This is a genomic window from Streptomyces sp. RLA012, from assembly GCF_056270325.1.
Genome location: NZ_JBWDPA010000002.1, coordinates 7371178 through 7394433, shown reverse-complemented (window position 1 = coordinate 7394433; position 23256 = coordinate 7371178). Strand labels below are relative to the sequence as shown.

Below are 23256 nucleotides of genomic sequence, written 5' to 3'. Positions count from 1 at the left end.
GCCGATGAGCCGGACACCGACCGTTTCACCCCTCGCCCCGCCGGCCTCCGCGCTGCGGCGCGCGCTGCCCGTGCTGCCCGTCATGGCGGTGATCGCCCTGCTCGGGCTGCCGGTCGCGCCGGACGCCGAGGGCGGCGCGAACATCGCCGACGCCATGTCCGGCCTGGTCGTGGTCTGCTGCGCGCTGCTTCTCCTACGAGGCCGCCGGCGCCCCCTGTCCCGTACCGCCGCGGTGGTGCTCGCACTGCCCGTGGTCGGCATCGCGGTCGCGGCGGCCGGGGCGGCGAACCCCGGGGCCGGGTTCACCGGGCTCGGCCGGTATCTGCAGATCTTCGTGCTGGTCCCGGCGGCCGTGCTGCTGTCGGTGCGCGACCGGCACGACTTCCGGCTGCTCGCCTGGTCGTTCGTCGGTCTGGCGCTGTGGCAGGGGGCGGTCGGCGTGCACCAGTACGTCACCGCGACCGGGGCCACGTACATGGGCGAGAACGTCCGGGCCGTGGGCACCTACGGGCCGACGGACGTGATGGGGATGGCGACCGTGGTCGCGTTCGGTCTGGTGTGCGCGCTGGCGCTGGCGCTCGGACCGGCGACGCGTGGGCAGCGGACCGCCGCCGTGGTGTGCGCCCTCGTTCTGCTGCTGCCGCTCGCGCTGTCGTTCAGCCGGGGCGCGTGGATCGCCACCGTGGTGGCGTGCGGGGCGCAGTTGGCGCTGGCGGGGCTGCGGCGCGCGGTCAAGGTGGGCGCGGCGATGGCCGCCACGGGCGTGATCCTGGTGGGCGGGTTCGGCGGCGGTACGGCCATGCTCCAGGAGCGCATCGACAGCATCACGCAGGTCACCGACGCCCCGGACCAGTCGGTCGTCGACCGGTACACGATGTGGGCGGCGGCCGTCGACATGTGGCGCGACCATCCGGTGGCCGGCGTCGGCCTGAAGGGCTTCCCCGACCACCGCGACGGCCACGCCTCGCTCGCGCTCTCCTCCGGCAGCGACATCGGCGGCGCGGGCGCCGCCTTCCGCAAACAGCCGCTGCTCTCCCCGCACAACATGTACCTGCTCGTCCTCGCCGAACAGGGCCTGATCGGACTCCTCGCCCTCGCGGGCAGCTGGCTGGCCCTGCTGGTGTGCGCGCTGCGCGGGCTGGCCCGGGTACGGCGGACCCCGTCGGGCCTCGACTGCGCGCTCGTCGCCTGCGGGCTGCTCGTCTGGCAGCTGTTCGACTTCATGTACGCGGACATCGGCGGGCCTTCCACGGTACTGACGGCGGTGGTCTTCGGGTTGGTGGCGTGGTGGGCACTGATGGACCCCGCCTCACCCGCCGCTCCGACCTCGCCCGCCTCCCCGGTCTCCGCCGCGGCCCCCTCGACGAAGGAGGCCGCGGCGCGATGACGGTGCAGCCTCCCAGAGCGACGGCCGGCAGTGGCGCCGAGGCCGACGGCGCACTCTCGCTGCCCGGCGCCCGCAGCGCTCCCGGTGCGTCCGATGCGTCCGATGCGCTCGCCGTACCCGCCGCGCTTCCGGAACACCCGCAACACCCGGAGCGTCCAGATCCCCTGGACCCCCTGGACCCCCTGGATCCCCCGGAACGCGCCTCCAACCGCTTCCTCGCCAAGGCCGCCCTCGTCACGATCGTCCTGTCCATCGCCGGAGCCCTGCTGGGCCTGGGCCGCGACCAGGCCCTCGCGCACCTGTTCGGGGCGGACTCGGACACGGACGCGTTCCTGGTCGCCTGGACCGTGCCGGAGTTCGCGGCGACGCTGCTGATCGAGGACGGGCTGGCCTTCGTCCTCGTACCGGCGTTCAGCATGGCGGTGGCCCGGCGCGCCCAGCGCTCCCGGGGAACCGCCGGTGACCCCGTCCGCGCCCTCGTCGCCGCCACCCTGCCCCGTCTGACGCTCGCCTTCATGGCCGCCGCCACCCTGCTGATCGGCGGGGCCCCCTACCTGGTCGAGGCCCTCGCGCCCGGACTGCCGGACCCCCGGCTCGCCATCGACTGCACCCGGTTGACGGCCACCTGCGTGCTGAGCTTCGGGCTCGCGGGGTACTGCAGCGCGGCGTTGCGGGCGCACCGCCGGTTCGTCGCGCCCGCGGCGATCTACGTCGCGTACAACACCGGCATCATCACGGCGATGCTCGTCCTCGGCGGGCACTGGGGGGTGCGCTCGGCGGCCCTGGGGGTCGCGGTGGGCGGCGCGCTGATGGTGGTGGCGCAAGCTCCCTCCCTCTGGCGGCAGCTCACGCGCCGTGCGGCCAAGGGACGGGCAGCACGCGCCGAAGCCGACGGCGCGATGGACGCCGAAGCGGGCGGCCCGGTGGGCAGTGCGATGGGCGGTGCAGTGGGCGGCGAGAAGATCGAGGCGACCCGCCCGATGGACCTCACCCTCATCACCACCGTCCTGCTCTTCGCCCTGTGCCGGCAGTCCCAGGTCCTGATCGAACGCTTCCTGGCCTCCTCACTGCCCGCCGGCGCCATCTCGCACCTGAACTACGCGCAGAAGGTCGCCCAGATGCCGATGGTGCTCTCGCTGATGCTGTGCACCGTCACCTTCCCGGTGGTGGCGCAGGCGATGGCCGAGGGCGACACCGAGCGTGCTCGCCGCCGCGTGGAGCACGATCTGGCGGTCGTCTCCTGCACGGTGCTCCTCGGCGCGGCGGCGGTCGTCGCGTGCGCGCCGCAGATGATCCAGCTGCTGTTCCAGCGGGGCGCGTTCACCGCCCAGGACACCGCGGCCACCGCCGCCGTCATGCGCGTGTACGCCCTCGGGCTGCTCGGCCACACGCTGGTGGGCGCACTCGTGCGCTCGTACTTCTCCTCGGCGCGGCCCACCTGGTACCCGCTGTTCGCGATGACCGCGGGGATCATCGCGACCTCCTGGATCGGCGCGCTGACCGTCGGTGCCTGGGGCGTGTGCGGGATCGCCGCGGCCAACGCGGGCGGCATCACCCTCAGCGCCCTGCTCCTGCTGTACGGCATGGGCCCGCGCAGTGTGCCGATCCGCATCCGGCACGTGGTCACCGAAATCGGCAAACCGGTGCGCGCCGCGCTGGTCGCCGCCGCGGCGGGGGCGACCTGCGCAAGCCGCGTGGACTCCCCGCTGCTCGGTCTGCTCGTCGGCGGCACCGTCGTGACCGTCGTCTTCGCCCTGCTGGCCTGGGCCCTGAGGGTCCAGGCCCTCGCACCCGCCCTCCGTTCCATCACACGAAGGCTCCCGCATGTCCGTTTCCGCTGACAGCCCCCGCAGCATCAGACACACCGACAGCCTCAGACGTACCGGCACGCGCTCCGCAGACGCGGTCCCCTGGGTGGCGATGTACCACTCCGTGGGCGACTGCTTCGACGACCCCTACCGCATCACGGTCTCGCCGGAGCGCCTCAACCACCAGCTGGGCTGGCTGCGCCGCCGCGGCCTGCGCGGGGTGAGCATGTCCGAGCTGCTCGCCGCCCGCGCGCGCGGCGAGGGCCAGGACCTGGTCGGCCTCACCTTCGACGACGGGTACGCCGACTTCGTCGAGACCGCGCTCCCCCTGCTGCACCGGCACGGCTGCGGTGCCACCCTCTTCGTCCTGCCGGGGCGGCTGGGCGGCGAGAACGCCTGGGACCCGCTCGGCCCCCGCAAGCGGCTGCTCGGCGCGGGGGAGATCCGGCTGGCCGCCGCCTCCGAGGGCATCGAGATCGGCTCGCACGGGCTCACCCACGTCGACCTGACAAAGGCCGACGACGCCCTGCTGCACGCCGAGACCGCCGAAAGCAGAGCAGTGCTCTCGGAGTTGATCGGTGCTCACGTCGAGGGTTTCTGCTACCCGTACGGAACCATCGACCAACGGGTCGTGGACGCCGTGCGCGCCGCCGGATACACGTACGCCTGCGCGATCGACCCCGGCCCGCTGACCGGCCCGCACGCCCTCCCCCGCCTCCACATCGGCCAGCAGGACACCGCCGTACGCCTGCTGCTCAAGCTCAAGCTCCACCGACTGCGGCGCCGCCCCGTCAAGGGGGTCTGATGAAGGCCCTGCAGATCATCACCGGTCTCGGCGTCGGCGGCGCGGAGCAGCAACTGCGTCTGCTGCTGCGCCACCTGCCCGTCGACTGCGACGTCCTCACGCTCACCAACCCGGGCGCGGTCGCCGACGGCCTCACCGACGACGGCGTCCGCGTCATCCACCTCGGCATGAGCGGAAACCGCGACCTCGCCGCCCTCCCCCGCCTGGTGCGACTGATCCGCGCGGGCGGCTACGACCTCGTGCACACCCACCTCTACCGGGCCTGCGTGTACGGCAGGCTCGCCGCCCGGCTCGCCGGGGTGAAGGCCGTCGTGGCGACCGAACACTCCCTCGGCGACTCACAGATGGAGGGGCGCAGGCTGAACTCGGGGGTGCGCGCGCTGTATCTGGCCAGCGAGCGCCTCGGCCGGGCCACCGTCGCCGTCTCCCCCACCGTCGCCGACCGGCTGCGGCGCTGGGGCGTGCCCGGCCCCCGCATCGAGGTGGTGCCCAACGGCATCGACGTGGCCCGCTTCCGCTTCGACCCGGCGCTGCGCGAACGCACCCGCCGCCGTCTCGGACTGCCGGAGGACGCGTTCGTGGTCGGCGGCGTCGGCCGGCTCACCGCGGGCAAGCGGTTCGACGTCCTGATCCGCGCACTGGCCGAACTGCCCGCCGACTGCTGGCTGCTGCTGGTCGGCGGCGGCGCCGAGGAGAGCGTGCTGCGCCGGGCGGCGCACGACGCCGGGGTCACGGACCGGGTGCTGTTCACCGGCGAGCGCCCCGCGGGCGGCCTCCCCGGCGCCGACCTGCCGTCGCTGACGGCGGCCATGGACGTCCTCGCCTCGCCCTGTGCCGAGGAGGCCTTCGGGCTAGCGGTCGTGGAGGCGATGGCGGCCGGACTGCCCGTGCTGTACGTCTCCTGTCCGGCCGTCGAGGACCTGCCGTCGGACGCCACCCGCGGCGTCCGACGGGTCCAGGGCGGCGTCGACTCCTTCGTACGCGCCCTCCGGACGGTCCGCGCGAAGGGGCCCGGGCCGCGCTCGGTACCGGACGCCGCCCGTCACTACTGCATCACCCGCAGCGCCGCACAGCTCATGGACGTGTACGCGGCCGCCGTCTCCTGCACCTCTCTGGGAGTGAGTTCCTCATGACCGAAAACCCCACCAGGCAGCACCGCTCGTCCGGGCCGTCCGGACCGTCCGGCCCTCCCGTACCGGCAGGCGTGGCCTTCGCCCGCCCGTCACGGGGGCTGCCGTCGTGGTCGCTGCTCGCCGCCGGCGCCCTGCTCGGCGGCGCGCTCGGGGGCGCGTACGGCGTCCTCAAGCCGCCGACGTACACCGCGACGAGTTACGTCATCGCCGTCCCCACCGAGAAGTCGGACCAGGCGACGGCGCTCGGCTTCGCACAGGCCTACGGCCGGGTCGCCACGCAGCTCGCGGTGCTCGGGGACGCGCAGATGTGGGCCGGGGTGCCGGTGAGGACGCTGCAGCGGAGCGTGCAGACCGCGACCTCGCCGGACGCTCCGATGGTCGCCGTCTCCGCCACCTCCTCGCGCCGGGACCTGGCGACCGACATGGCCAACGCCGTCTCGCGCGCGCTGACCAAGCACGCGGCCGACACCCAGGACACCACCCACGTCGAACTCCAGCAGTTCTCCCGCGCGCTGAGGCCGACCGCCGCCTCCTCGGCCTCGGCGAAGGTGACCGGTCTGGTCGGCGCGAGCGCCGGCGGCCTGCTGGGTGGCCTGGTCCTGCTGGTCCGTCCCCGGCGCGCCCTGGACTCCGCACGCACGGCCTCCGTGCCGAGCCCGGCCACCGCCGCCGATGTGCACGGACAGCTGTGAGCGGGACGCTGCAGGCCGGGGTACGCGGCACCCGGGGTGCGCTGCGGACCGAACTCGTCACCGACGAGGACGAGTTCGCCGCGCTGGCCCCGGCCTGGGGGCGCCTGTACAGCCGGTGCGCGGCCGCCACCCCGTTCCAGAGCCACGCCTGGCTGCACTCCTGGTGGCTGTCGTACGGCACCCCCGGCCGCCTGCGGCTTCTGCTGGTCCGCGAGGACGGCGAGCTCCGCGCGGCCGCGCCCCTGATGCGCGTACGCCGTCCGCTGCCCGCGCTCGTCCCGCTCGGCGGGGCGATCTCGGACTACGCCGACGTCCTCATCGACGACGGGCTCGACGACGAGCACACCGACCGTGCGGCGGCGACGCTCACCGACGGGCTGTCCGCGGCCGCGCGCACCGCGCTGATCGACTTCCGCGAAGTACGGCCCGGGGGCGCGGTGGAGCGGATCTACGAGCGCTGGCGCGGACCGCGCCGCCGGGTCCGTGACTCGCTCTGCCTGGAACTGCCCGCCACCTCGATGGACGACCTCGTCGGCCGACTGCCCTCGTCCAAGGGCCAGCGCGTCCGGGCCAAACTGCGCAAGCTCGCCTCGCTGGGCATCGAGCAGCGGGTCGTCCCGCACGACGAGGTGGACGCGGCGCTGCACCGGCTGCTGGAACTCCACCGACTCCAGTGGCAGGGGCGGAAGGTGACGTCCGAGCACCTCCAGGAGCGGTTCTCCGAGCACCTGGTCCGCTCGGTGGGGCCGATGGTGCGCTCCGGGGACGCCGTGGTCACCGAGTTCCGGATCGACAACACCGTGATGGCCGTGGACCTCACCCTGCTCTCGCGGCGGCTGGCGGGCGGCTATCTGTACGGCGCCCATCCGGGGCTGCGGGAGCGCAAGGCGGACGTGGCGGTGATGCTGCTCAACGCCTGCGCCCAGCACACCGAGGGAGGCGGGCGCGGCACCCTGAGCCTGCTGCGCGGCGACGAACCCTACAAGCACCACTGGCGCCCGGAGCCCGTCGTCAACCAGCGGCTGCTGCTCGCCCGGCGGCGTACGGCGCCGCTGATGGGAGCGGTCGTCTGCGATGTCGCCGCGCGCGGCCGGGGCAAGGAACTGATGCACCGGTGGACGGCGCGGGGTGGAGGCGAGGGCGAGGGCCGCGGTGGCGGTGGAGGAGGTGGCGACAGTGGTGGCGGTAGAGGCGGTGGCGGCAGGCCGTGAACGACCCGCCGCCGTCCCGGTCTCACCGGTTGCGCGACCCCCCGTCGAAGCGGAGGCAGAGCTTCCCGCCGAGCCAGTACTCCACCCAGTCGCCCAGTTCCAGCGGCGAGCAGGCGGGCGAGGACACGGGGTTCGACACCGACATCAGTTCGAGTGTCGGCACCGGCACGGATACGGGTGTCGTCGACACCGGCGTGGGGTCGGTACGGCCGAAGAGCACCGCGCGGTACACCTCGGACGCCTTCGGGTTGGCCGCGCACTGCCACACACCGTGCGGGCAGTAGTCGGTCAGCGTGTTGTACAGCGGTTTGTGGACGTCCATCCAGGCGAGCATGCGTTTCATGTACGCCGCATTGTCACCGTTGCGGAAGAGCCCCCATTCAGGATAGGAAATGGGTTTGCCATGGGCTTTGGCGAAGTCCACATGTTCCTGAAGGCCATACGGCTCTTTCACCTCCTCGTCGAATGACAGCCCCCGCGGCTGGTCGTACGAATCCATGCCGATGATGTCGACCGTGGCGTCCCCGGGATAGCACTGCGTCCAGGGAATGGCGTCCCGCCCACGGTTCGGAGCGAAGTCGAACCGGAATTTCTGGCCCGGCACCGAACGCATGGTGGTGACGATTCTGTTCCAGTACCTCTTCCAGGCCTCCGGGTCCGGTCCGCAGCGATGGGTGTACGTAATGCCGTTCATCTCCCAGCCGAGCACGATGACGGTGTCCGGCGCCTCCAGTTCGACCAAGCGCCGGGCGAGGGCGCGGAAGTGCCGGTCGAACGCTCCGGCGGCGCCCTGGCCCAGCAGCAGCCGCACATCGGCGTCGGAGACGTTCCGCTCGTTGCGCTCCAGCATCGGCACGTTGAGAACGAGCATCCGGTCGTTCCGCTCGCGCCGCCAGTCCGCCCAGACGTCGAGGAAGCCGGGCGCGCCCTCGATGTTGCTCCAGCGGTCGCCCGGCAGATACGTGTGCCCGACGCGCAGCGAGGTGCCGCCCAGCCACTCGCCGAGCTGGGCGATCCGGGCCACGCCCCGGGGACCGTAGTCGAGGTAGGCGCCGAAGGCGGAGCCCCGTTCGGCGGGTTTGGTCTCCGCGGGTCTCGCGGGTGTCGCGGGTTTCACAGGTTCCGCGGGTGTCACGGGTTTCGTGGGCGTCGTGGGCGTCGTGGGCGTCGTGGGTTTCACAGGTTTCACAGGTTTCACAGGTTTCGCGGGTTTCGCGGGTTTCGCGGGTGCCACGGACGTCGAGGGCGTCACCGGCGCGGGCGTCACGGATGTGGGCGTCACCGGCGGCGACGGCGTCGCTGACGTCGATGTCGGCGCCGGAGGATCGGCGACGCGCATCGCACCGGTGCCGACGGCGTATCCCGGACCCGACGCCAGGGCGACCGACGTGACGATGCCGACCGCGACGAACGCCAGCCTTCCGCTCCGGGGCCGCTGCTGCTGTGGGGCCATGCCTGCTCCCCTCTCCACTCTCATAGCTCCGACTCTCCTTGGTCCGACTCTCATAGCTCCGACGTACTTTCCGAGTGCTGTTTTCCTTTCCCGGTTTTTGCTTTCCCTCCACCGAGGGTTTCTACTGACACTCAGTCATATGAACATCCATTCCGCCAACCGAGGCCACATCCTTGACGTGCACCGATCACCCGCACGGGTGACCGACCAGAAGGAAACTCCGTGCCGTTTCTCGACACCCGCGTCCCCGCCGTTCTGCTGCGGATCGACCGGAATCCCTTTCACCACGGAACGCTGGGCGCCGTGCGCTCACTTGGCAGAGCAGGCGTGGAAGTGCATCTCGTCGCGGATTCCACCGGAAGTCCCGTCCGCAGATCACGCTTCGTCTGCGAAATGCACCCGCCGCCACCGCCCGGCGCGAGCGGCGCGGACATCGTCTCCGCATTGCGCCGAGTGGCCGCGCGGGTGACCCGTCCCGCCGTACTGATCCCGATGGATGACGCGAGTGCCGTCGCGGTGAGCCGGTGGCGCGGCCATCTCTCCCCCTCCTATCTGCTGCCGCAGCAGCCCGAGGCCCTCGCCGAGCGGGTGGCGGACAAGGCGGAACTGGCCGCCGTGTGCGAGAGCGCGGACATCCCGTACCCGGTCACACTGATCCCGCACAGCGCGGCGCAGGCGGCCGCCGCGATCTGGCAGCTGGGGCTGCCGGTGGTGGCGAAGTGGAGCCGCCCGTGGCTGCTGCCCACCGGAACGGGGCTGCGCAGCACGGTACTGGTGCGCTCGGCACGGGAGGCGCAGACGCTGTACGGGCGCGCCGAGGAAGCGGGCAGCCGCCTCCTGCTGCAGGCGTTCCTGCCACCGGGGCCGAACCGCGACTGGTTCTTCCACGGGTACGCGAGCCGGTCCGGGGCGGTGTGCGGCGGCGGCCCCGGCCGCAAGCAGCTCGCCTGGCCGCGCGGCGCGGGGCTGACCGCGGTGGGCCGCTGGACACCCAACCCGCAGCTCCAGGCGCTCACGGAGCGGCTCGTGGACGCGCTGGGCTACCGCGGCATCCTCGACCTCGACTTCCGCCGGGACAGCGGGAACGGCCGCTACCACCTGCTCGACTTCAACCCGCGCCCCGGCGCCCAGTTCCGGCTCTTCGCCGACGGCGCCGGACTGGACGTCGTACGGGCCCTGCACCTGGACCTGACCCACCGTCCGCTGCCCGATCCGGTGCCCCTGCCGGGCCGGGCGTTCGTGGTGGAGAACTACGCCCCGCTCAGTGCGCTGCGCGCGTGCCCCGGGCCGCGCGAACTGGCCTGGCACGCGGCGGACGACCGCGGACCGGGCGTCGCGATGTGGGGGTTGTGGTGCCGCCATGCGGGGCTGCGTCTGCTGGAGCGGGTTCGGCGGGTGTGCGCGCCGACGGGCGGGGCGGCCACGGCTCGCGCGGCGACGCGCGCCCAGGGTGCGTGTGGGCGCGAAGTCCCCGGGTCCGAAGCGCCCGGGCCGGAAATTCCCGGGCCCGAAGTTCCCGGGCCCGAAGCGGCGACGGTCCTGACCGACTCCCCGAGCGACGACGAGAAAGCGAGCAGCTGCTGATGTACGACCTCCTGGTGGTGGGGGCCGGTCCGTACGGCCTGTCCATCGCGTCCCACGCGGCGGCGGCGGGGCTGAGCCTGCGCGTCCTCGGCCGGCCCATGGCCTCCTGGCGGGACCACATGCCCAGCGGCATGTTCCTCAAGTCGGAGCCGTGGGCGTCCAACCTCTCCGACCCCGAGGGCCGCTGGCGGCTCGACACGTACTGCGCGGGCCGGGGTGTACGGGCCCGGCACGGCGAGCCCATCCCCGTCGAGATGTACGCCTCGTACGGCCTGTGGTTCGCCCGCAACGCCGTGCCCGACGTCGACGAGCGCACCGTGACCCGGCTGTGGGCCTGCCCCGGCGGCTTCGAGGCGGTCCTGAACGACGGCGAGGTGCTGCGCGCCCGCACGGTCGCCCTCGCCGTCGGCCTCATGCCCTTCGTCGAAATCCCTTACGCACTGCGGGAGTTGGATCCCTCCTACGTCTCGCACAGCAGCCACCACGGCGATCTCGCCCGCTTCCGCGGCCGCGACGTCACGGTGGTCGGCGGCGGGCAGGCGGCGCTGGAGACGGCGGCCCTGCTCGCCGAACAGGGCACCCGTGTCCGGGTGCTGGCCCGCGCCGGGCAGCTGGCCTGGAACGATGTGCCGCCGACCTGGGAGCGCCCGTGGTGGCAGTCCGTCCGTACCCCGCACAGCGGCCTGGGCTGCGGCTGGCGCAACTGGTTCTACGCCGAGCGCCCCGGCCTCTTCCGCCTCCTTCCCGAGCCCACCCGTGCCCGGATCGCGGCCACCGCGCTGGGACCGGCGGGTGCCTGGTGGGTGCGCGACCGTGTGGAGCCGGCCGTCGAACTGATGCTGGGTCATGAGATCGCGGCGGCCCGCGCGTCGGGGGACGGGGTCCGGCTGGAGGCGGTGGGCCGCGGCGGCGGGCTGACCACTCTGAAGACCGAACACGTCATCGCGGCCACGGGGTTCAGGGCGAGCTGCGAGCGGCTCGGGCTGCTGACCGACGAGCTGCGCGGCAGCCTGGCGGCGGTGGGCGACGGTTCGCCGGATGTCGGCCGGGACTTCGAGTCCTCGGTGCCGGGCCTCTTCATGGCGGGCCTGCTGACGGCGTCCGGCTTCGGCCCCGCCATGCGTTTCGTGCACGGCGCCTCGTTCACTGCGGGCACGCTCGTCCGAGGGGTACGGCGGCGGCTGCGCACGGGGCCGACCGACAGGCGGATCCCGGCGCCCGGGGACCGGCACGGACGGGAGTCCCTGGACACCGCCGGGCGACCGACGGGCTGAGCGGCTGACGGTCGACCGCCCGCGGAAGGTGCGGCACGGCTCGGATGCCGGGCGCGGTGAGGCGTCCGGCACCCGTGGCGTCGTCCTACCGACGGGACGCGGCTCGGCCTCGTCGGTACAGGACGGCCCCGCCGAACAGCAGCGCGGCACTGGCGGCCGAGGCCGCGAGCACGTTCTCGCTGCCGGTGTGGGGCAGGGTGGGCGGAAGCCCGGGGGGAGTGACCGGCGGAGTCGCCGGTGGGGTGACGGGGGGCGTGGTCGGGGGTGTGGTCGGCGGCGTCCAGGGGGGCGTCGTCGGCGGAGTGGTGGGAGGTGTGGTCGGGGGTGTGGTCGGCGGCGTCCTCGGGGGCGTCGGCGGCGGAGTGGTCGGTGGGGTGACGGGGGGTGTGGTCGGCGGTGTCGTCGGAGGCTTGGCCGGCGGGGTGTCGCCGTAGCCGCCGGGACCGTTCTCGCACTCGTTGCCGAACGCGGGGTTGCCGATGCCGACCACGTCCACCGTGTTGCCGCACGCGTTCACCGGGACGTCCACCGGGACTTGGGCGTTGTTGCCCGACCCGACGCCGGGCGAACCGTACGCCTCTCCGTGCGCCGAGGAGCCGGAAGGACCGTAGGCTCCGGAGGAACCACCGTACGGTCCCGGCTCCTGGCCGTAACCGGACGAGCCCTCGTCGTGGGAGGGGTGGTGTCGCGGCCCCTGCGTCCCGTGCGAACCCTGCTGTCCGTGTGATCCCTGCGTCCCGTGCGAACCCGAGCCGTTGGTGCAGGAGTTCCCGAAGGCCGGGTTCAGCGCGGCGATCACGCTGACGGTGTTGCCACAGGCGTTCACCGGCACATGCACCGGAAGCTGAATGTTGTTGCCCGAGGCGACACCGGGTGAGTCCGTTGCGCCGCCCTGCGCGTCCGAGTCCGCGAACACGGGGGTGCCGTACAGGGACAGGATGCCCGTCGCGGCCGCGGCCACGACCATTCCCCTACTCAGGGTCTGTCGCAATCTCGTTGTCTTCCTGCTTGAAGAAGTAAGGAAAGCCGGCCTTGGAAGCCACAAGGGCGTCCAAGGCCGGCCGTGGCACAGCCAGGGGCTGGTGCTGTCGCGTCAGTCGTTGGGGCAGGTGCTGCCGAACGCCGGGTTCAGCAGGGCGAGGGCGTTGATCGTGTTGCCGCACAGGTTGATGGGAACGTGCACGGGAACCTGGATCGCATTGCCCGAGAGGACACCCGGAGAGCCGACGGCGGCACCCTCGGATTCGGCGTCCGCGAAGGCCGGGGCGGCCATCCCCAGGGCCATGATCGCGCCGGCGACGACAGCAGCGCTCTTCTTGTGTTTCACGTACTTTCCCTTCTCTGCGGTCATGCCCCTATGACGGCCGAAACCGAGCGAGCACAACTTGAACGGCTCGCACCATGACCTGCAGGCTGTAAACGAGGGATGGACGTCGGAAGAAACCACAGAACGTGTGCCGCTTGGGAATTCACTCGAATCGCCCTGTATTCGAATGGACACCGGAGCTTCACAAGAAGACAGCCGGAAAGAGCCCCGGGCCGCCCGCACACCACGCGCAAACGGCCCGAGCCTCTTCAACCGATGACCGGTGACCGGTGACCGGTGGCGGTCAGTGGTTGCCGACGCCGTTGCCGGACAGGATCGGGATGTCGTCCGCGATGTGCGAGAGCGGCTCGTCGCCCTTGGCCTGGGTCGAGTTCTCGGCGCACTGCTGGTTCTGCGGAGCCGACAGGATCGGGATGTCCTGGACGGCGATCGGGGCGGCGCCCGCGACCGAACCGAGGTTGAGCTTCGCAGGCAGGCCGATGCAGAGCTTGTTCAGCGAGCCCTGCGCGAGGCTGAGCTGGGGGCTCTGGTCGCCCTTGGTCACGGAGTTGCCGAACGCCTGCTTGGCACCGTTCCCGCTGATGGACGTCGTGCCGCCGTCGTCACCGATGGCAAGCGCCTGCGGCGCGGCCGCCGCCGAGACACCGACGACGGAAGCGGCGACCGCCGCCGCGGCCATTGCCTTCTTGAACATTTCTCGGTCCTTTCCTGGCAGAGACACATGTTCCTGCTCTCGCACTCAACCCGGCGGTCCTGGATTGGTTGCGGCGGTTCACCCGATCAGCCCTTCGGTGTCGGGGAATTCGCGGGAATACATGGCGCGCGGGGGCTCCGGGTTCACCCTTCGCTGTGGGCCATCGGGGTGAATCGGAGCATCCAAGGCCGTCCGTGGCAGTTGAAGCAGAGCGCTCCGGTGGACGGGGTTTCTTCAGAAGGGAACCAGCTAGTGATCAAGAAGGTTATGGCCGCGGCAGCGGTCGCCGTTTCCGTCGTCGGCGCTTCCGCTGCCGCCGCGCCCCAGGCGCTGGCGATCGGAAACGACGGGGGCACGACGTCCACCAGCGGCAACGGTGCCAAGCAGACGTTCGGCAACTCGGCGACGTTCGGAAAGATGAGCCCGCAGATGGCGCTCATCCAGGGCTCGCTGAACAAGCCCTGTATCGGCCTGCCGGTCAAGGGCAACGTGGGTTCGGCCGTCGGTGCCGTCCCGATCGCCCTCCAGGACATCCCGATCCTGTCGGCCCCGCAGAACCAGCAGTGCGTCGAGAACTCGACCCAGGCCAAGGGCGACGAGCCGCTCTCGCACATCCTGGACAACATCCCGATCCTCTCGGGCAACGGCGTCGGCAACCACTGACACCTGACCGCCGTACCCCTCCTGGGGCTCCCGGCGGCCCGTCCGCATGCCTCCGGCGTACTCATGACGGAGTGCACCCCCGCACGCTGGGCCGAACAGGGCACAACCCGCAACCCCCACGGGGTCTACCCAGTTGATGATCATGCAGCTCCTCAACAGGAGTCCGCTTTCCGAAGGGAACGAACATGAAGAAGCTGTGGGCAACCGCGGCTATCGCCGCTTCCGTCGCCGGTATCTCGGTCACGGCCGCCCCCCAGGCCCTGGCGATCGGCGACGACGGTGGTACCACGTCCGTCAGCGGCAACGGCGCCGAGCAGTCGTTCGGTAACTCCGCGACGTTCGGTGACATGAGCCCGCAGCTCTCGCTGGTCCAGGGTTCGCTGAACAAGCCCTGCATCGGCCTGCCTGCGAAGCTCAACCTCGGTTCGGTCGCGGGCGCCGTCCCGATCGCCCTCCAGGACATCCCGATCCTGTCGGCCCCGCAGAACCAGCAGTGCGTCGAGAACTCGACCCAGGCCAAGGGCGACGAGCCGCTGTCGCACATCCTGGACGACATCCCGATCCTCTCGGGCAACGGCGCCCACAACGGCTGATCCCCACACCGTGGGAGCGGGCCGCCGAGCACCTCGGCGGCCCGCTCCCACGTGTGTGCGGCGGCCCGTTTTCCTGTGGGTGCGGCGGCCCGCTCCTCGCCTGCTCAGCGTCCGTAGAGCGCCTCGATCTCGGCCGCGTACGTCGCCGCCACCGCGTGCCGCTTGACCTTCAGAGAAGGGGTGAGCAGACCGTTGTCCTCGGTGAACCCAGCCTCCACCAGCACGAACTCACGGATGGACTCGGCGCGGGAGACCGCCTCGTTCGCGTGGTCCACGGCCTTCTGGACGTCGGCCCGCAGTACGGGATCCTCCACGAGCTCGGACAGCGGGGTGTCGGCGGGCCGTCCGCGGACGGTGAGCCAGTGGGCGACGGCCTCGGGGTCCAGGCCGACCAGCGCGGCGACGAACGGGCTGTTGTCGCCGACGACGACGCGCTGGCCGACCGGCGGGCGGCTGCGCAGCCGGTCCTCCAGGACGGCCGGCGAGACGTTCTTGCCGCCGGAGGTGACGAGGATGTCCTTCTTGCGGCCGGTGATGGTGAGGTAGCCGTCCTCGTCGAGCGCGCCGAGATCGCCGGTCGCGAACCAGTCGTCCCGCAGGGCGGCCTCGGTCGCCGCCGGGTTGTTCCAGTAGGCGCCGAAGACGACAGCGCCCTTGACGAGGACCTCGCCGTCGTCGGCGATACGGACCGCCGTGCCGGGGACCGGGAGGCCGACGGTGCCGGGGCGGGGCCGCAGGGGCGGCACGATCGTCGCCGCGGCGCTGGTCTCCGTCAGGCCCTACCCCTCGTAGACGATGATCCCGGCGGCCTGGAAGAACAGGTTGAGGTCGCGGTCGAGCGGGGAGCCGCCGCAGACGGCGAGCGCATCCGGCCGCCGGGTTCCGCGCGGATACGGCGGTGGACGAGCAGGTCGTACAGCGCCCAGGCGGCGTACAGGCCGGGGCCGGGGCCCTTGCCCGTCCCGAGGAACTTGTTCAGATACGCCTGCCCGAAGCGGACACCGACGCGGTCGGCGCGGTCGAAGGAGGCGCCGCGGCCGATCTTCTCGACGATCGCGAACCGTGCGTTCGAGTCCCGGACGATCCACTCCACCTGCTCGGCGGACGAGGTCGCGGAGACCGGGACGCTTTGGCCGCCGGCCGCCCAGATCGCGAAGTCGAGGACCGTCCAGTCGTAGCGCGTACGGGACATCACCGCGACCCGGCCGTCCGGTTCGAGTCCCGCCGCGATCAACCCCCGGGCGGTGGCGGTCACTTCGCGGGGGCCGCCGCGGTGACCGGTCGCCAGGTGTCGCCCTCCTCGCGGCGCAGGACCACGGCGTCGGGCGCCTCGGCCGCGTTGGTGAAGGGCAGGTCGGCGATGCTGCCGATGGTGGGGCGCGGTACCAGGGGGGCGGTGCGCACCTCGCGCACCGCGCCGGTCGTGTCCCTGATCAGCTCGGTATCGCCGCGGGCCGCGAGGTCGGTGCGCCGCTTCGCCCGTTTCAGATCCTTGCGTACGCCCATGGGGGGGGCTCCCCCGGTTCGCGGGACTCTTGTCCGGTCGTCAACCTCCCCGCTTGTAACCGCCGGCGGTTGTCGCTGTCAGCCGGTCAGTTCACTCGCCCGGTCCACCGCGTCCGCGAGGTCGCGTACCGCCGTGTCCTCCGCGGCGGACGCCACCTGGTGGGCGCGGTCGGCGAGTTCGCCCAGCGGAAGGGTGCCCGGCAGCGGGTTCCAGCGGTCGTCGCCGTGCTGGAGCGCGTTGGCGAAGTACGCGGCCACGGCGTCGACCCGCAGACGGGTGGCGGAGGTCCACAGGTCGTCGTCGAGGGAACCGGACTCCAGTTGGCCGGACTCCTCGTGCGGGGCGCGGGTGGCGGGGTCGAGCCAGCGGACGCTCGCGGTGGCGAGGTGACCGGAGGCGCCGGACCTGGTGCGGACGGCGTAGAGGGCCGTCACCGTGTGGCCGGGGCCGACCTCACCGCCGTCCACACGGTCGTCGCGGAAGTCCTCGTCGGCGACCTGCCGGTCGTCGTACCCGATGAGCCGGAACTCCTTGACCGTCTGCGGGTCGAAGGCGACCTGCGCCTTGGCGTCGCGCGCCGTCAGGTCGATGTTCTGCGGGAGCTGCTCGCAGAAGACGGTGCGGGCGTCGTCGGCGTTCGAGACGTACGTCGTGTGGCCGTCGCCCTTGTCGGCGAGGCGTTCCATGAGGGCGTCGCCGTACTCGCTGCCCACCCCGACGCCGAAGAGGGTGATGCCGTGCTCGCGGCGGGAGGTGGAGATGCGTTCGAGGATGGCGTCCGCGTCGGTCTCGCCGGTGTTGGCGAGGGCGTCGGAGATCAGTACGACACGGTTGGTGGCGCCCTCGCGCAGGCCCTTGACGGCCGTGGCGTACCCGGTGCGCACGCCCGCGCCGAGGTTGGTGGACTCCGTCGGCCGCAGCCCGTCGATCACGTCGTGGACGCGGCCGCGGTGGTGGCCGAGGCGGGTCATCGGCAGCACGGTCTCGGCCTCGTCGCTGAAGGTGACCAGGGCGACCGAGTCGTCGTCGCGCAGCCGGTCCGTCATCACGCCGAGGGATTCCTGGGCCAGGTCGAGGCGGCCGGGTTCGCCCATGGAGCCGGAGATGTCGATGACGAAGGTGAGGGCGGCGGGCGGGCGTTCGCCGTTGTTCGCGGCCGCGCGGGTGGCGAGGCCGACGCGGACCAGCGACCAGTCCTTCTCCTGGGTGCGGGCGCCGTCGACGGTGACCGAGAAGCCGTTGCCGTCGGGCCGCTCGTAGTCCTGCCGGAAGCTGTTGACGAACTCCTCGGGGCGGACGGTCGACGCGTCCGGCAGCCGGCCGTCGGCGAGGGCCCGGCGGGCATAGCCGTAGGAGGCGGTGTCGACGTCGAGGGCGAAGGTGGAGAGGTAGTCCGGGGACGGCACGAGCTCACGGCTCGCGTCCCCGGTCGGTGTGTCCCGCTGTTCTCCCTCGCCGGTGCCGGAGGTCCGGTTCGGCGCGGGCAGCGGGAACGAGCGTCCGCCGGACTTGTCCGAACCGTCCGCCGAGGAGCCGTTGTTGTCGGACGCGCCGCAACCGGTGAGGAGCAGGCCGCCCGCGAGGGTCAGACCGAGCAGGGCGGCGCCCATGCGCCCCGGTCGCCCGCTCCCCGGCTGTCGCCGCTGTCGCCCTATGTGTTCGCCGTTCCCCGTCCGTGTCATCCGTACCCCCTCGGTGAGTCGTCTGTCTGCCGACGTCCATGGGCCGACGTCTGTGACTGTGACGCCCGAAGGGGCCCGGATGTGCGCTACGGAGCGTTGCGGATGGATCTCGAAGCGGCCACGAAGGGCGGCCACCGAGACCGGTAGGTGACACTCCGGAGATCTACGACACGATGTCCTTGCGCCGGAAACCCCGGAAGGCCAGGGCGAACAGGACGAGGGCGTACGTTATCGAAATCGCCGTGCCCTGGATCATGCCTCCCCACTCCGGGTTCGGCTGGATGGCGTCCGCCCAGGCGAACTGCCAGTGCGCGGGCAGGAAGTCGCGCCAGTGGCCGAGGGCGGTGACCGCGTCCAGGACGTTCCCCACGATCGTCAGACCGACCGCGCCGCCGACCGCGCCCAGGGGGGCGTCCGTCTTGGTCGACAGCCAGAACGCGAGTCCCGCCGTGACCAGTTGGGACACGAAGACGTACGCGATCACCACGAGGAGCCGCTGGGCCGCGGTGCCCGCGGAGAGCGTGCCGCCGGTGGGGATCTCCAGCGGGCCCCAGCCATAGGCCGCCGTGCCCACCGCGATCGCGACGACCGGCAGCAGCACCATCGCGGCGAGGCTGAGGCCCAGCGCGACGACGAGCTTGGACCACAGCAGCCGGGCGCGTGGCACCGGGGCCGCGAGCAGATAGCGCAGCGAGGACCAGCTGGCCTCGGAGGCGATCGTGTCCCCGCAGAACAGCGCGACGGGGATGACGAGCAGGAAGCCCGCGGAGACGAAGAGGTTCACCGCGGCGAAGTTGGCGCCCGACGCGGTCGCCGTGTCCATCAGGGTGACCTGGCCGTTGCGGGAGCCCGGCTCACCGCCGATCGCGAAGGCGACGACGAGCACGAAGGGCAGCACCGCGAGGATCGCGCCCATGACGAGCGTGCGGCGCCGCTTCAGCTGTCGCAGCAACTCCACACGCAGGGGCAGCGTGTGCCGCGCCCGGTAGCCGTCCGCCGTCTCGGCCCGCTCGACGAGCGTACTCATGCGGCACCTCCGATCAGGGTGAGGAACGCGTCTTCGAGACGGCGGTGGGGGCCCACCGACTGCACGGGCACTTCGAGCCGTACCAGCTCCACGACCAGGCGCTGTGCGCTGCCGCCCTCGTCGAGGCGGACCAGCAGCCCGCCCTCGGCGACGACGGCCGAGGCCACGCCCGACAGCGCGCCGACCTTCTCGACCACCGGCTCCTCCACGGGCTCACTCGTGCCCACGAGGAGGGTGTCGCCGGAGCCGACGATCTCGCTCACCGGGCCCGCCTGGATGAGTCGGCCGCGGTCCATGACCACCAGATGGGTGCAGGACTGCTCGACCTCGGCCAGCAGGTGGCTGGAGACGATGACCGTGCGGCCCGCCGCGGCGTAGCGGATCATGACCTCGCGCATCTCGCGGATCTGGGGCGGGTCGAGGCCGTTGGTCGGCTCGTCGAGGATGAGGAGGTCCGGGAGGCCCAGCATCGCCTGGGCGATGGCCAGACGCTGGCGCATGCCCTGGGAGTAGGTGCGGACCGCGCGGGCCAGCGCGTCGCCCAGGCCCGCGATCTCCAGCGCCTCCTCCATGTGGGCGTCCTCGGCCGGACGGCCCGTCGCCTGCCAGTACAGCTCCAGGTTCTCGCGGCCCGAGAGGTGCGGCAGGAAGCCCGCGCCCTCGACGAAGGCCCCGACCCGGGAGAGCACCGGCGCGCCCGGCCGGATCGCGTGCCCGAAGACACGGATCTCGCCGCCGTCGGGCTTGATGAGGCCCATCAGCATGCGCAGCGTGGTCGTCTTGCCCGCGCCGTTCGGGCCCAGCAGACCCAGGACCTGGCCCTTCTCCACACGGAAGGAGAGGTCGCGTACCGCGTACCGGTCGGCCGACTTCGCGTACCGCTTGCTCAGGTCGGTGATCTGGAGCGGGACTTCGGCGAGCTCGGGGTCGGGCGCGACCGGAGTCGTACGACGGCGGCCGGTCAGCAGGAGTGCGGCCGCGGCCAGCGCGCCGGCCAGGGGCAGCCACCACACCCACGAGGGCAGCGCGGCGGCGGCGGTCTTCACGCCGGGGGCGGTGGGCACGTGCAGGCCGCCCTGCAGGGAGACCGTGTAGGTGGCCGGGGCGGCCGGTGAGGCGTAGCCGAGGTCCGTCGAGGCGAGGACCAGGCGCAGCCGGTGGCCCTTCTGGACCTCGTGGTCGATCGCGGGCAGCGTGATCGTGACGTCCTTGCCCGCCTTCGCGCCGGTCACCCGCACCGGCGCGACCAGCTGCGAGGGCAGTACCTGCCGGGTGCCGCCCGGTCCGACGTCGTACACCTTGCCGAAGAGGACCGCGTCGTCGCTGCTCGACCCGACGTGCACCGTCACGGTCGGCGACCCGGTGATCCGCAGGTCGTCGCGGAACTCCGAGGACTCGAACTGCGCGTACTGGCCGGGGAAGTCCAGCGACACCCCGACCCCGAGGGAGGAGAGCTGGGAGAGGCCGCCCGTGCCTCCGATTCCGGGGAGGGCGGAGATCGCGGGCGGACTCGCGCCCGCCGGGTTCTGGACGGTCTGCCGGCTCCTGCCGGTCAGCGCGATCGTGTGCTCGCCGCTCTCCAGGCCCGGGTAGGCGTCCCCGCTCGCGCCCCGCAGCAGCGCGGCGCCGTCGGTGGAGTCGATGCCGCCGGTGCGGGTGACGCGGAACGCGGGGCCCGTGTCGACGTTCTTGTCGTCCTTCAGATAGCGGTCGAACCAGGAGCCGACGCGGGCCACGACGCGGCTCGTCTCCGTGTCGCCGCCGTCGTGGCCGCCCGCGATCCAGTCGACGTCCACGGGCGCGCCGTTGGCCCGGATCGCCTTGGCCATCGCGTCGGCCTGGCCGAGCGGGAACAGGGAGTCGGTCTGGCCCTGCAGGATGAGTGTGGGCACCTTGATGCGGTCGCCGACGGCGGACGGGGAGCGGGCCTCCAGCAGGGCACGCGCCTGGGCGTCCGGTTCACCGGTCTCCGCCACCCGGTTGTACATGGCGCACAGCTGTGCCTCGAAGTGGCCGCAGCCGCCGCCGAGGTTGATGAAGATGCCGGCCCAGAGCTTCTTGAAGACGTCGTTCGGGAAGAGGGCGTCCGCCAGGTTCCAGTACGTGATCGACGGGGCGATCGCGTCGACCCTCTTGTCGTACCCGGCGGCCAGCAGTGAGATCGCCCCGCCGTAGGAGGCTCCGGCGACGCCCACGCGCGGGTCGCCGGTCCTGTCGAGACGTACCTCGGGGCGCGCCGCCAGCCAGTCGATGAGCTTGGAGACGTCGGCGACCTCGCCCTTGGGGTCGTTCAGTCCGATCTTGCCGGTGGACCTGCCGAAGCCGCGTGCCGACCAGGTCAGCACCGCGTATCCGTCGCGGGCGAGCTGCTCGGCCTCCTGCCGTACGTCGTCCTTGTTGCCGCCGAAGCCGTGCGCGAGCAGCACGGCGGGGCGGCGGCCGGAGCCCGCGGTGAAGTACGACGTGTCGAGGTTCACCCCGGCGCCCGTGGTCATGACGCGGTCGGTGCGGTGGACGGCCGGGCCGTCGTCCGAGGCGACAGCGGTCCACGTACCCGCGCCGGCCAGCACGACGACGGCGGCCGCGGCGGCGATCCACCGTCGGGGCCCCCGCAGTGCGGGCCCGCGCAGTCGGGGCAGTCGAAGATCCATGCGTCAACGGTACGGGCCGCCACCGACAACCAGGGCAGCCGCCGGTCTGAACCCTTGCCCTCCTACGGGTGTACGAGCCTCCTCCCGCGTACCGCGCCCGTTGTACGAAGCTCAGGCCTGTACGTCCTCCGGGATCGACACCAGCCAGCGGGTCTCGCGGCGCGGGCGGAGGTAGAAGGCCCAGTAGAGGGTGGCGACGGCGGTGATGCCGCCCGTCCAGAGCAGGTAGGTCGTCTCCTGCCGGCTCAGGATGTACGCGAGGACGGCGATCAGGAGCACCGGCATCGCGGGCCACAGCGGCATGCGCCAGGCCGGTGTGTGGCGGTGCTGTCCGCGCCGGGCGAGCAGTGCGGCGACCGCGACGAGCAGGTACATGGCCGTCACCGAGACGCCGGTCACGCCGTACAGGGTGTCCAGGTCGACGAAGCAGAGGAGCGCGCCGGGGACGCCCACCAGGAGGGTGGCGACCCACGGGGAGCCGAACCGGCCCAGGCGGGACAGACCCTTGTTGACGGGCTCGGGCCAGGCCTTGTCGCGGGCGGAGGCGAACAGCACCCGGGAGTTCTGGATGACCATGACGATGCCCGCGTTGATGATCGCGAGGGCGACGCAGAGGCTGACGAAGGTGCCGACGGCGGAGTTGGACCAGGCGGTCACCATGGCGCTGATGTCGCCGCCGGTGAGGGTGGACAGGTCCGAGGCACCCATGGTGATCGCGACGACCGGGACCAGGATGATCACGGAGGAGATGGCGAGGGTGGCCAGGACCGTACGGGCGACGTTGCGGCGCGGGTTCTCCAGTTCTTCGGAGAGGTAGACCGCGGTCGAGAAGCCCTGGGTGACGAAGAGTGCGATCGCGAGCCCCGAGACCACCAGCATGGCCGTCACGGTGTCCGGGTGGCCCCCGGAGCCCGCCACCTGCATCGAGACCAGACTCCCGGCACCGCGCTGGCTGTGCGTGAAGCCCAGGACCGCCACCACGGCCGCCGCGATGACCTCCAGGACCAGGAAGACGCCGGTGATCCAGGCGTTGGCCCGCAGGTCGAGCAGGCCCGCGAGGGTGGCCAGGAGCATGACGCCGGCGCCCGCCAGCGACGGGTTCAGGTGCACGATCGGCGCCAGGTAGTCCGCCGTGCCCATCGCGATCACCGGCGGCACGATCATCACGACGAGGAGGGAGAGCACGAAGACCAGCCAGCCCGCGAGCCGTCCGGCCATCGTCGACACCATGGCGTACTCGCCGCCCGCGCTGGGGATGAGGGTGCCCAGCTCCGAGTAGCAGAACGCCACGGCGATACAGAGCAGCGAGCCGATCGCGATGGTCAGCGCGGTCGCCGTGCCGAGGGACGAGAACAGGTCGGGCACGACCACGAAGAGCGTGGAGGCGGGCGTCACGCACGAGAGCGTGAGCAGGGTGCCGCCGACGATGCCGATGGAGCGCTTGAGCTTCTGCGGACTGTGGGGACTGTGCGCTGCCCCGGTTGCCCCGGTTGCCCCGGTTGCCCCGGTTGCCTCGGTTGCCTCGGTGACGACGTTGTCGACGTTGTCGACGTTGTCGACGTTGTCGACGGGGCGGAGCGTGTCGGTCATGGAGCGGTTCCGATCGACTGAAGCGGCAAAAGGTGTCGGCCGGGAGCTCTATCGCCTCCGGCGGCTCGTGTCGTACGTCTCTTCGTCCGCTCCCGGTTGCGTTGCATGGAACCCCGACGAAAACCGTCACGTCAATGGGTGTTCACCTACGGAATCCGCAGTTCGAGACCCGGCC

18 protein-coding genes and 1 pseudogene are annotated in these 23256 nt (G+C 72.0%); 10 read left to right on the top strand and 9 right to left on the bottom strand.

The genetic code is table 11. The features are described from left to right. Positions 1 to 4 precede the first annotated feature (4 nt). The 6 genes from RV986_RS33930 to RV986_RS33905 are packed head-to-tail and all read left to right on the top strand — an operon-like array spanning position 5 to position 7036. Entirely contained in the window at positions 5 to 1387 is a 1383-nt protein-coding gene (locus RV986_RS33930; RefSeq protein WP_475921021.1) for an O-antigen ligase family protein, read from the top strand. Then, positions 1384 to 3228 carry a murein biosynthesis integral membrane protein MurJ gene (gene murJ, locus RV986_RS33925; protein ID WP_475921020.1) on the top strand — a complete coding sequence of 615 codons (1845 nt, stop codon included), beginning with the start codon at positions 1384 to 1386 and terminating at the stop codon, positions 3226 to 3228. The genes RV986_RS33930 and murJ overlap by 4 nt, the downstream gene beginning before the upstream one ends. After that, positions 3212 to 4000, top strand: a complete 789-nt coding sequence (locus tag RV986_RS33920; RefSeq protein WP_475921019.1) for a polysaccharide deacetylase family protein — start codon at positions 3212 to 3214, stop codon at positions 3998 to 4000. The genes murJ and RV986_RS33920 overlap by 17 nt, the downstream gene beginning before the upstream one ends. Further along, a complete protein-coding gene (locus tag RV986_RS33915) occupies positions 4000 to 5133 on the top strand; it encodes a glycosyltransferase (RefSeq protein WP_475921018.1) in 1134 nt (377 codons plus the stop codon). The genes RV986_RS33920 and RV986_RS33915 overlap by 1 nt, the downstream gene beginning before the upstream one ends. Next, positions 5130 to 5825, top strand: a complete 696-nt coding sequence (locus tag RV986_RS33910) for a YveK family protein (protein ID WP_475921017.1) — start codon at positions 5130 to 5132, stop codon at positions 5823 to 5825. Before RV986_RS33915 ends, RV986_RS33910 begins: the two co-directional genes overlap by 4 nt. After that, the gene (locus tag RV986_RS33905; protein ID WP_475921016.1) at positions 5822 to 7036 is read left to right on the top strand and encodes a GNAT family N-acetyltransferase; all 1215 of its coding nucleotides are present in this window, start codon (positions 5822 to 5824) and stop codon (positions 7034 to 7036) included. The genes RV986_RS33910 and RV986_RS33905 overlap by 4 nt, the downstream gene beginning before the upstream one ends. Positions 7037 to 7058: 22 nt before the next feature. On the opposite strand, the gene RV986_RS33900 is transcribed toward RV986_RS33905, so the two are convergent. Further along, positions 7059 to 8489: a glycoside hydrolase family 26 protein gene (locus tag RV986_RS33900; protein WP_475921015.1), complete on the bottom strand. Its 1431-nt coding sequence runs from the start codon at positions 8487 to 8489 to the stop codon at positions 7059 to 7061. Between the two features lie 222 nt (positions 8490 to 8711). Between RV986_RS33900 and RV986_RS33895 the strand changes: the two genes are divergently transcribed. Both RV986_RS33895 and RV986_RS33890 read left to right on the top strand, forming a co-directional pair. Further along, on the top strand, positions 8712 to 10073 hold the full coding sequence (locus tag RV986_RS33895; protein ID WP_475921014.1) for a carboxylate--amine ligase: 1362 nt from the start codon (positions 8712 to 8714) through the stop codon (positions 10071 to 10073). Beyond that, the gene (locus tag RV986_RS33890; protein ID WP_475921013.1) at positions 10073 to 11347 is read left to right on the top strand and encodes an NAD(P)-binding domain-containing protein; all 1275 of its coding nucleotides are present in this window, start codon (positions 10073 to 10075) and stop codon (positions 11345 to 11347) included. Before RV986_RS33895 ends, RV986_RS33890 begins: the two co-directional genes overlap by 1 nt. Positions 11348 to 11432: 85 nt before the next feature. On the opposite strand, the gene RV986_RS33885 is transcribed toward RV986_RS33890, so the two are convergent. From RV986_RS33885 to RV986_RS33875, 3 genes are all read right to left on the bottom strand, one after another. Then, positions 11433 to 12338: a chaplin gene (locus RV986_RS33885; protein WP_475921012.1), complete on the bottom strand. Its 906-nt coding sequence runs from the start codon at positions 12336 to 12338 to the stop codon at positions 11433 to 11435. Positions 12339 to 12440: 102 nt separating this feature from the next. Then, positions 12441 to 12698 carry a chaplin gene (locus tag RV986_RS33880; protein ID WP_475921011.1) on the bottom strand — a complete coding sequence of 86 codons (258 nt, stop codon included), beginning with the start codon at positions 12696 to 12698 and terminating at the stop codon, positions 12441 to 12443. Positions 12699 to 12957: 259 nt separating this feature from the next. Continuing rightward, a complete protein-coding gene (locus RV986_RS33875; RefSeq protein ID WP_475921010.1) occupies positions 12958 to 13368 on the bottom strand; it encodes a rodlin in 411 nt (136 codons plus the stop codon). Positions 13369 to 13620: 252 nt separating this feature from the next. On the opposite strand from RV986_RS33875, the gene RV986_RS33870 reads away from it, so the two are divergent. Together RV986_RS33870 and RV986_RS33865 are read left to right on the top strand one after the other, a co-directional pair. After that, positions 13621 to 14031, top strand: a complete 411-nt coding sequence (locus tag RV986_RS33870; protein WP_475921009.1) for a rodlin — start codon at positions 13621 to 13623, stop codon at positions 14029 to 14031. A gap of 185 nt (positions 14032 to 14216) precedes the next feature. Next, complete coding sequence (locus RV986_RS33865) at positions 14217 to 14624, top strand: rodlin (RefSeq protein WP_475921008.1); 408 nt, start codon at positions 14217 to 14219, stop codon at positions 14622 to 14624. A gap of 104 nt (positions 14625 to 14728) precedes the next feature. Here RV986_RS33865 and RV986_RS33860 read toward each other — a convergent pair. From RV986_RS33860 to RV986_RS33840, 5 genes and pseudogenes are all read right to left on the bottom strand, one after another. Next, positions 14729 to 16130: pseudogene (locus tag RV986_RS33860) on the bottom strand (AMP-dependent synthetase/ligase). A gap of 78 nt (positions 16131 to 16208) precedes the next feature. Then, the gene (locus tag RV986_RS33855; protein WP_475921007.1) at positions 16209 to 17813 is read right to left on the bottom strand and encodes a vWA domain-containing protein; all 1605 of its coding nucleotides are present in this window, start codon (positions 17811 to 17813) and stop codon (positions 16209 to 16211) included. 163 nt (positions 17814 to 17976) lie between these two features. Beyond that, the gene (locus tag RV986_RS33850; protein ID WP_475921006.1) at positions 17977 to 18840 is read right to left on the bottom strand and encodes an ABC transporter permease; all 864 of its coding nucleotides are present in this window, start codon (positions 18838 to 18840) and stop codon (positions 17977 to 17979) included. Then, complete coding sequence (locus RV986_RS33845; protein WP_475921005.1) at positions 18837 to 21491, bottom strand: alpha/beta fold hydrolase; 2655 nt, start codon at positions 21489 to 21491, stop codon at positions 18837 to 18839. The genes RV986_RS33850 and RV986_RS33845 overlap by 4 nt, the downstream gene beginning before the upstream one ends. 111 nt (positions 21492 to 21602) lie before the next feature. Beyond that, positions 21603 to 23081, bottom strand: coding sequence for an APC family permease (locus RV986_RS33840; protein WP_475921004.1), 1479 nt, complete (start codon positions 23079 to 23081; stop codon positions 21603 to 21605). Positions 23082 to 23256: the final 175 nt, after the last annotated feature.

Bases quoted from the DNA above. Each gene is read 5' to 3' on its own strand.
- RV986_RS33930 (WP_475921021.1), top strand. From the start codon at position 5: ATGAGCCGGACACCGACCGTTTCACCCCTCGCCCCGCCGGCCTCCGCG.
- murJ (WP_475921020.1), top strand. From the start codon at position 1,384: ATGACGGTGCAGCCTCCCAGAGCGACGGCCGGCAGTGGCGCCGAGGCC.
- RV986_RS33920 (WP_475921019.1), top strand. From the start codon at position 3,212: ATGTCCGTTTCCGCTGACAGCCCCCGCAGCATCAGACACACCGACAGC.
- RV986_RS33915 (WP_475921018.1), top strand. From the start codon at position 4,000: ATGAAGGCCCTGCAGATCATCACCGGTCTCGGCGTCGGCGGCGCGGAG.
- RV986_RS33910 (WP_475921017.1), top strand. From the start codon at position 5,130: ATGACCGAAAACCCCACCAGGCAGCACCGCTCGTCCGGGCCGTCCGGA.
- RV986_RS33900 (WP_475921015.1), bottom strand. From the start codon at position 8,489: ATGGCCCCACAGCAGCAGCGGCCCCGGAGCGGAAGGCTGGCGTTCGTC.
- RV986_RS33890 (WP_475921013.1), top strand. From the start codon at position 10,073: ATGTACGACCTCCTGGTGGTGGGGGCCGGTCCGTACGGCCTGTCCATC.
- RV986_RS33880 (WP_475921011.1), bottom strand. From the start codon at position 12,698: ATGACCGCAGAGAAGGGAAAGTACGTGAAACACAAGAAGAGCGCTGCT.
- RV986_RS33875 (WP_475921010.1), bottom strand. From the start codon at position 13,368: ATGTTCAAGAAGGCAATGGCCGCGGCGGCGGTCGCCGCTTCCGTCGTC.
- RV986_RS33865 (WP_475921008.1), top strand. From the start codon at position 14,217: ATGAAGAAGCTGTGGGCAACCGCGGCTATCGCCGCTTCCGTCGCCGGT.
- RV986_RS33855 (WP_475921007.1), bottom strand. From the start codon at position 17,813: ATGACACGGACGGGGAACGGCGAACACATAGGGCGACAGCGGCGACAG.
- RV986_RS33850 (WP_475921006.1), bottom strand. From the start codon at position 18,840: ATGAGTACGCTCGTCGAGCGGGCCGAGACGGCGGACGGCTACCGGGCG.
- RV986_RS33845 (WP_475921005.1), bottom strand. From the start codon at position 21,491: ATGGATCTTCGACTGCCCCGACTGCGCGGGCCCGCACTGCGGGGGCCC.
- RV986_RS33840 (WP_475921004.1), bottom strand. From the start codon at position 23,081: ATGACCGACACGCTCCGCCCCGTCGACAACGTCGACAACGTCGACAAC.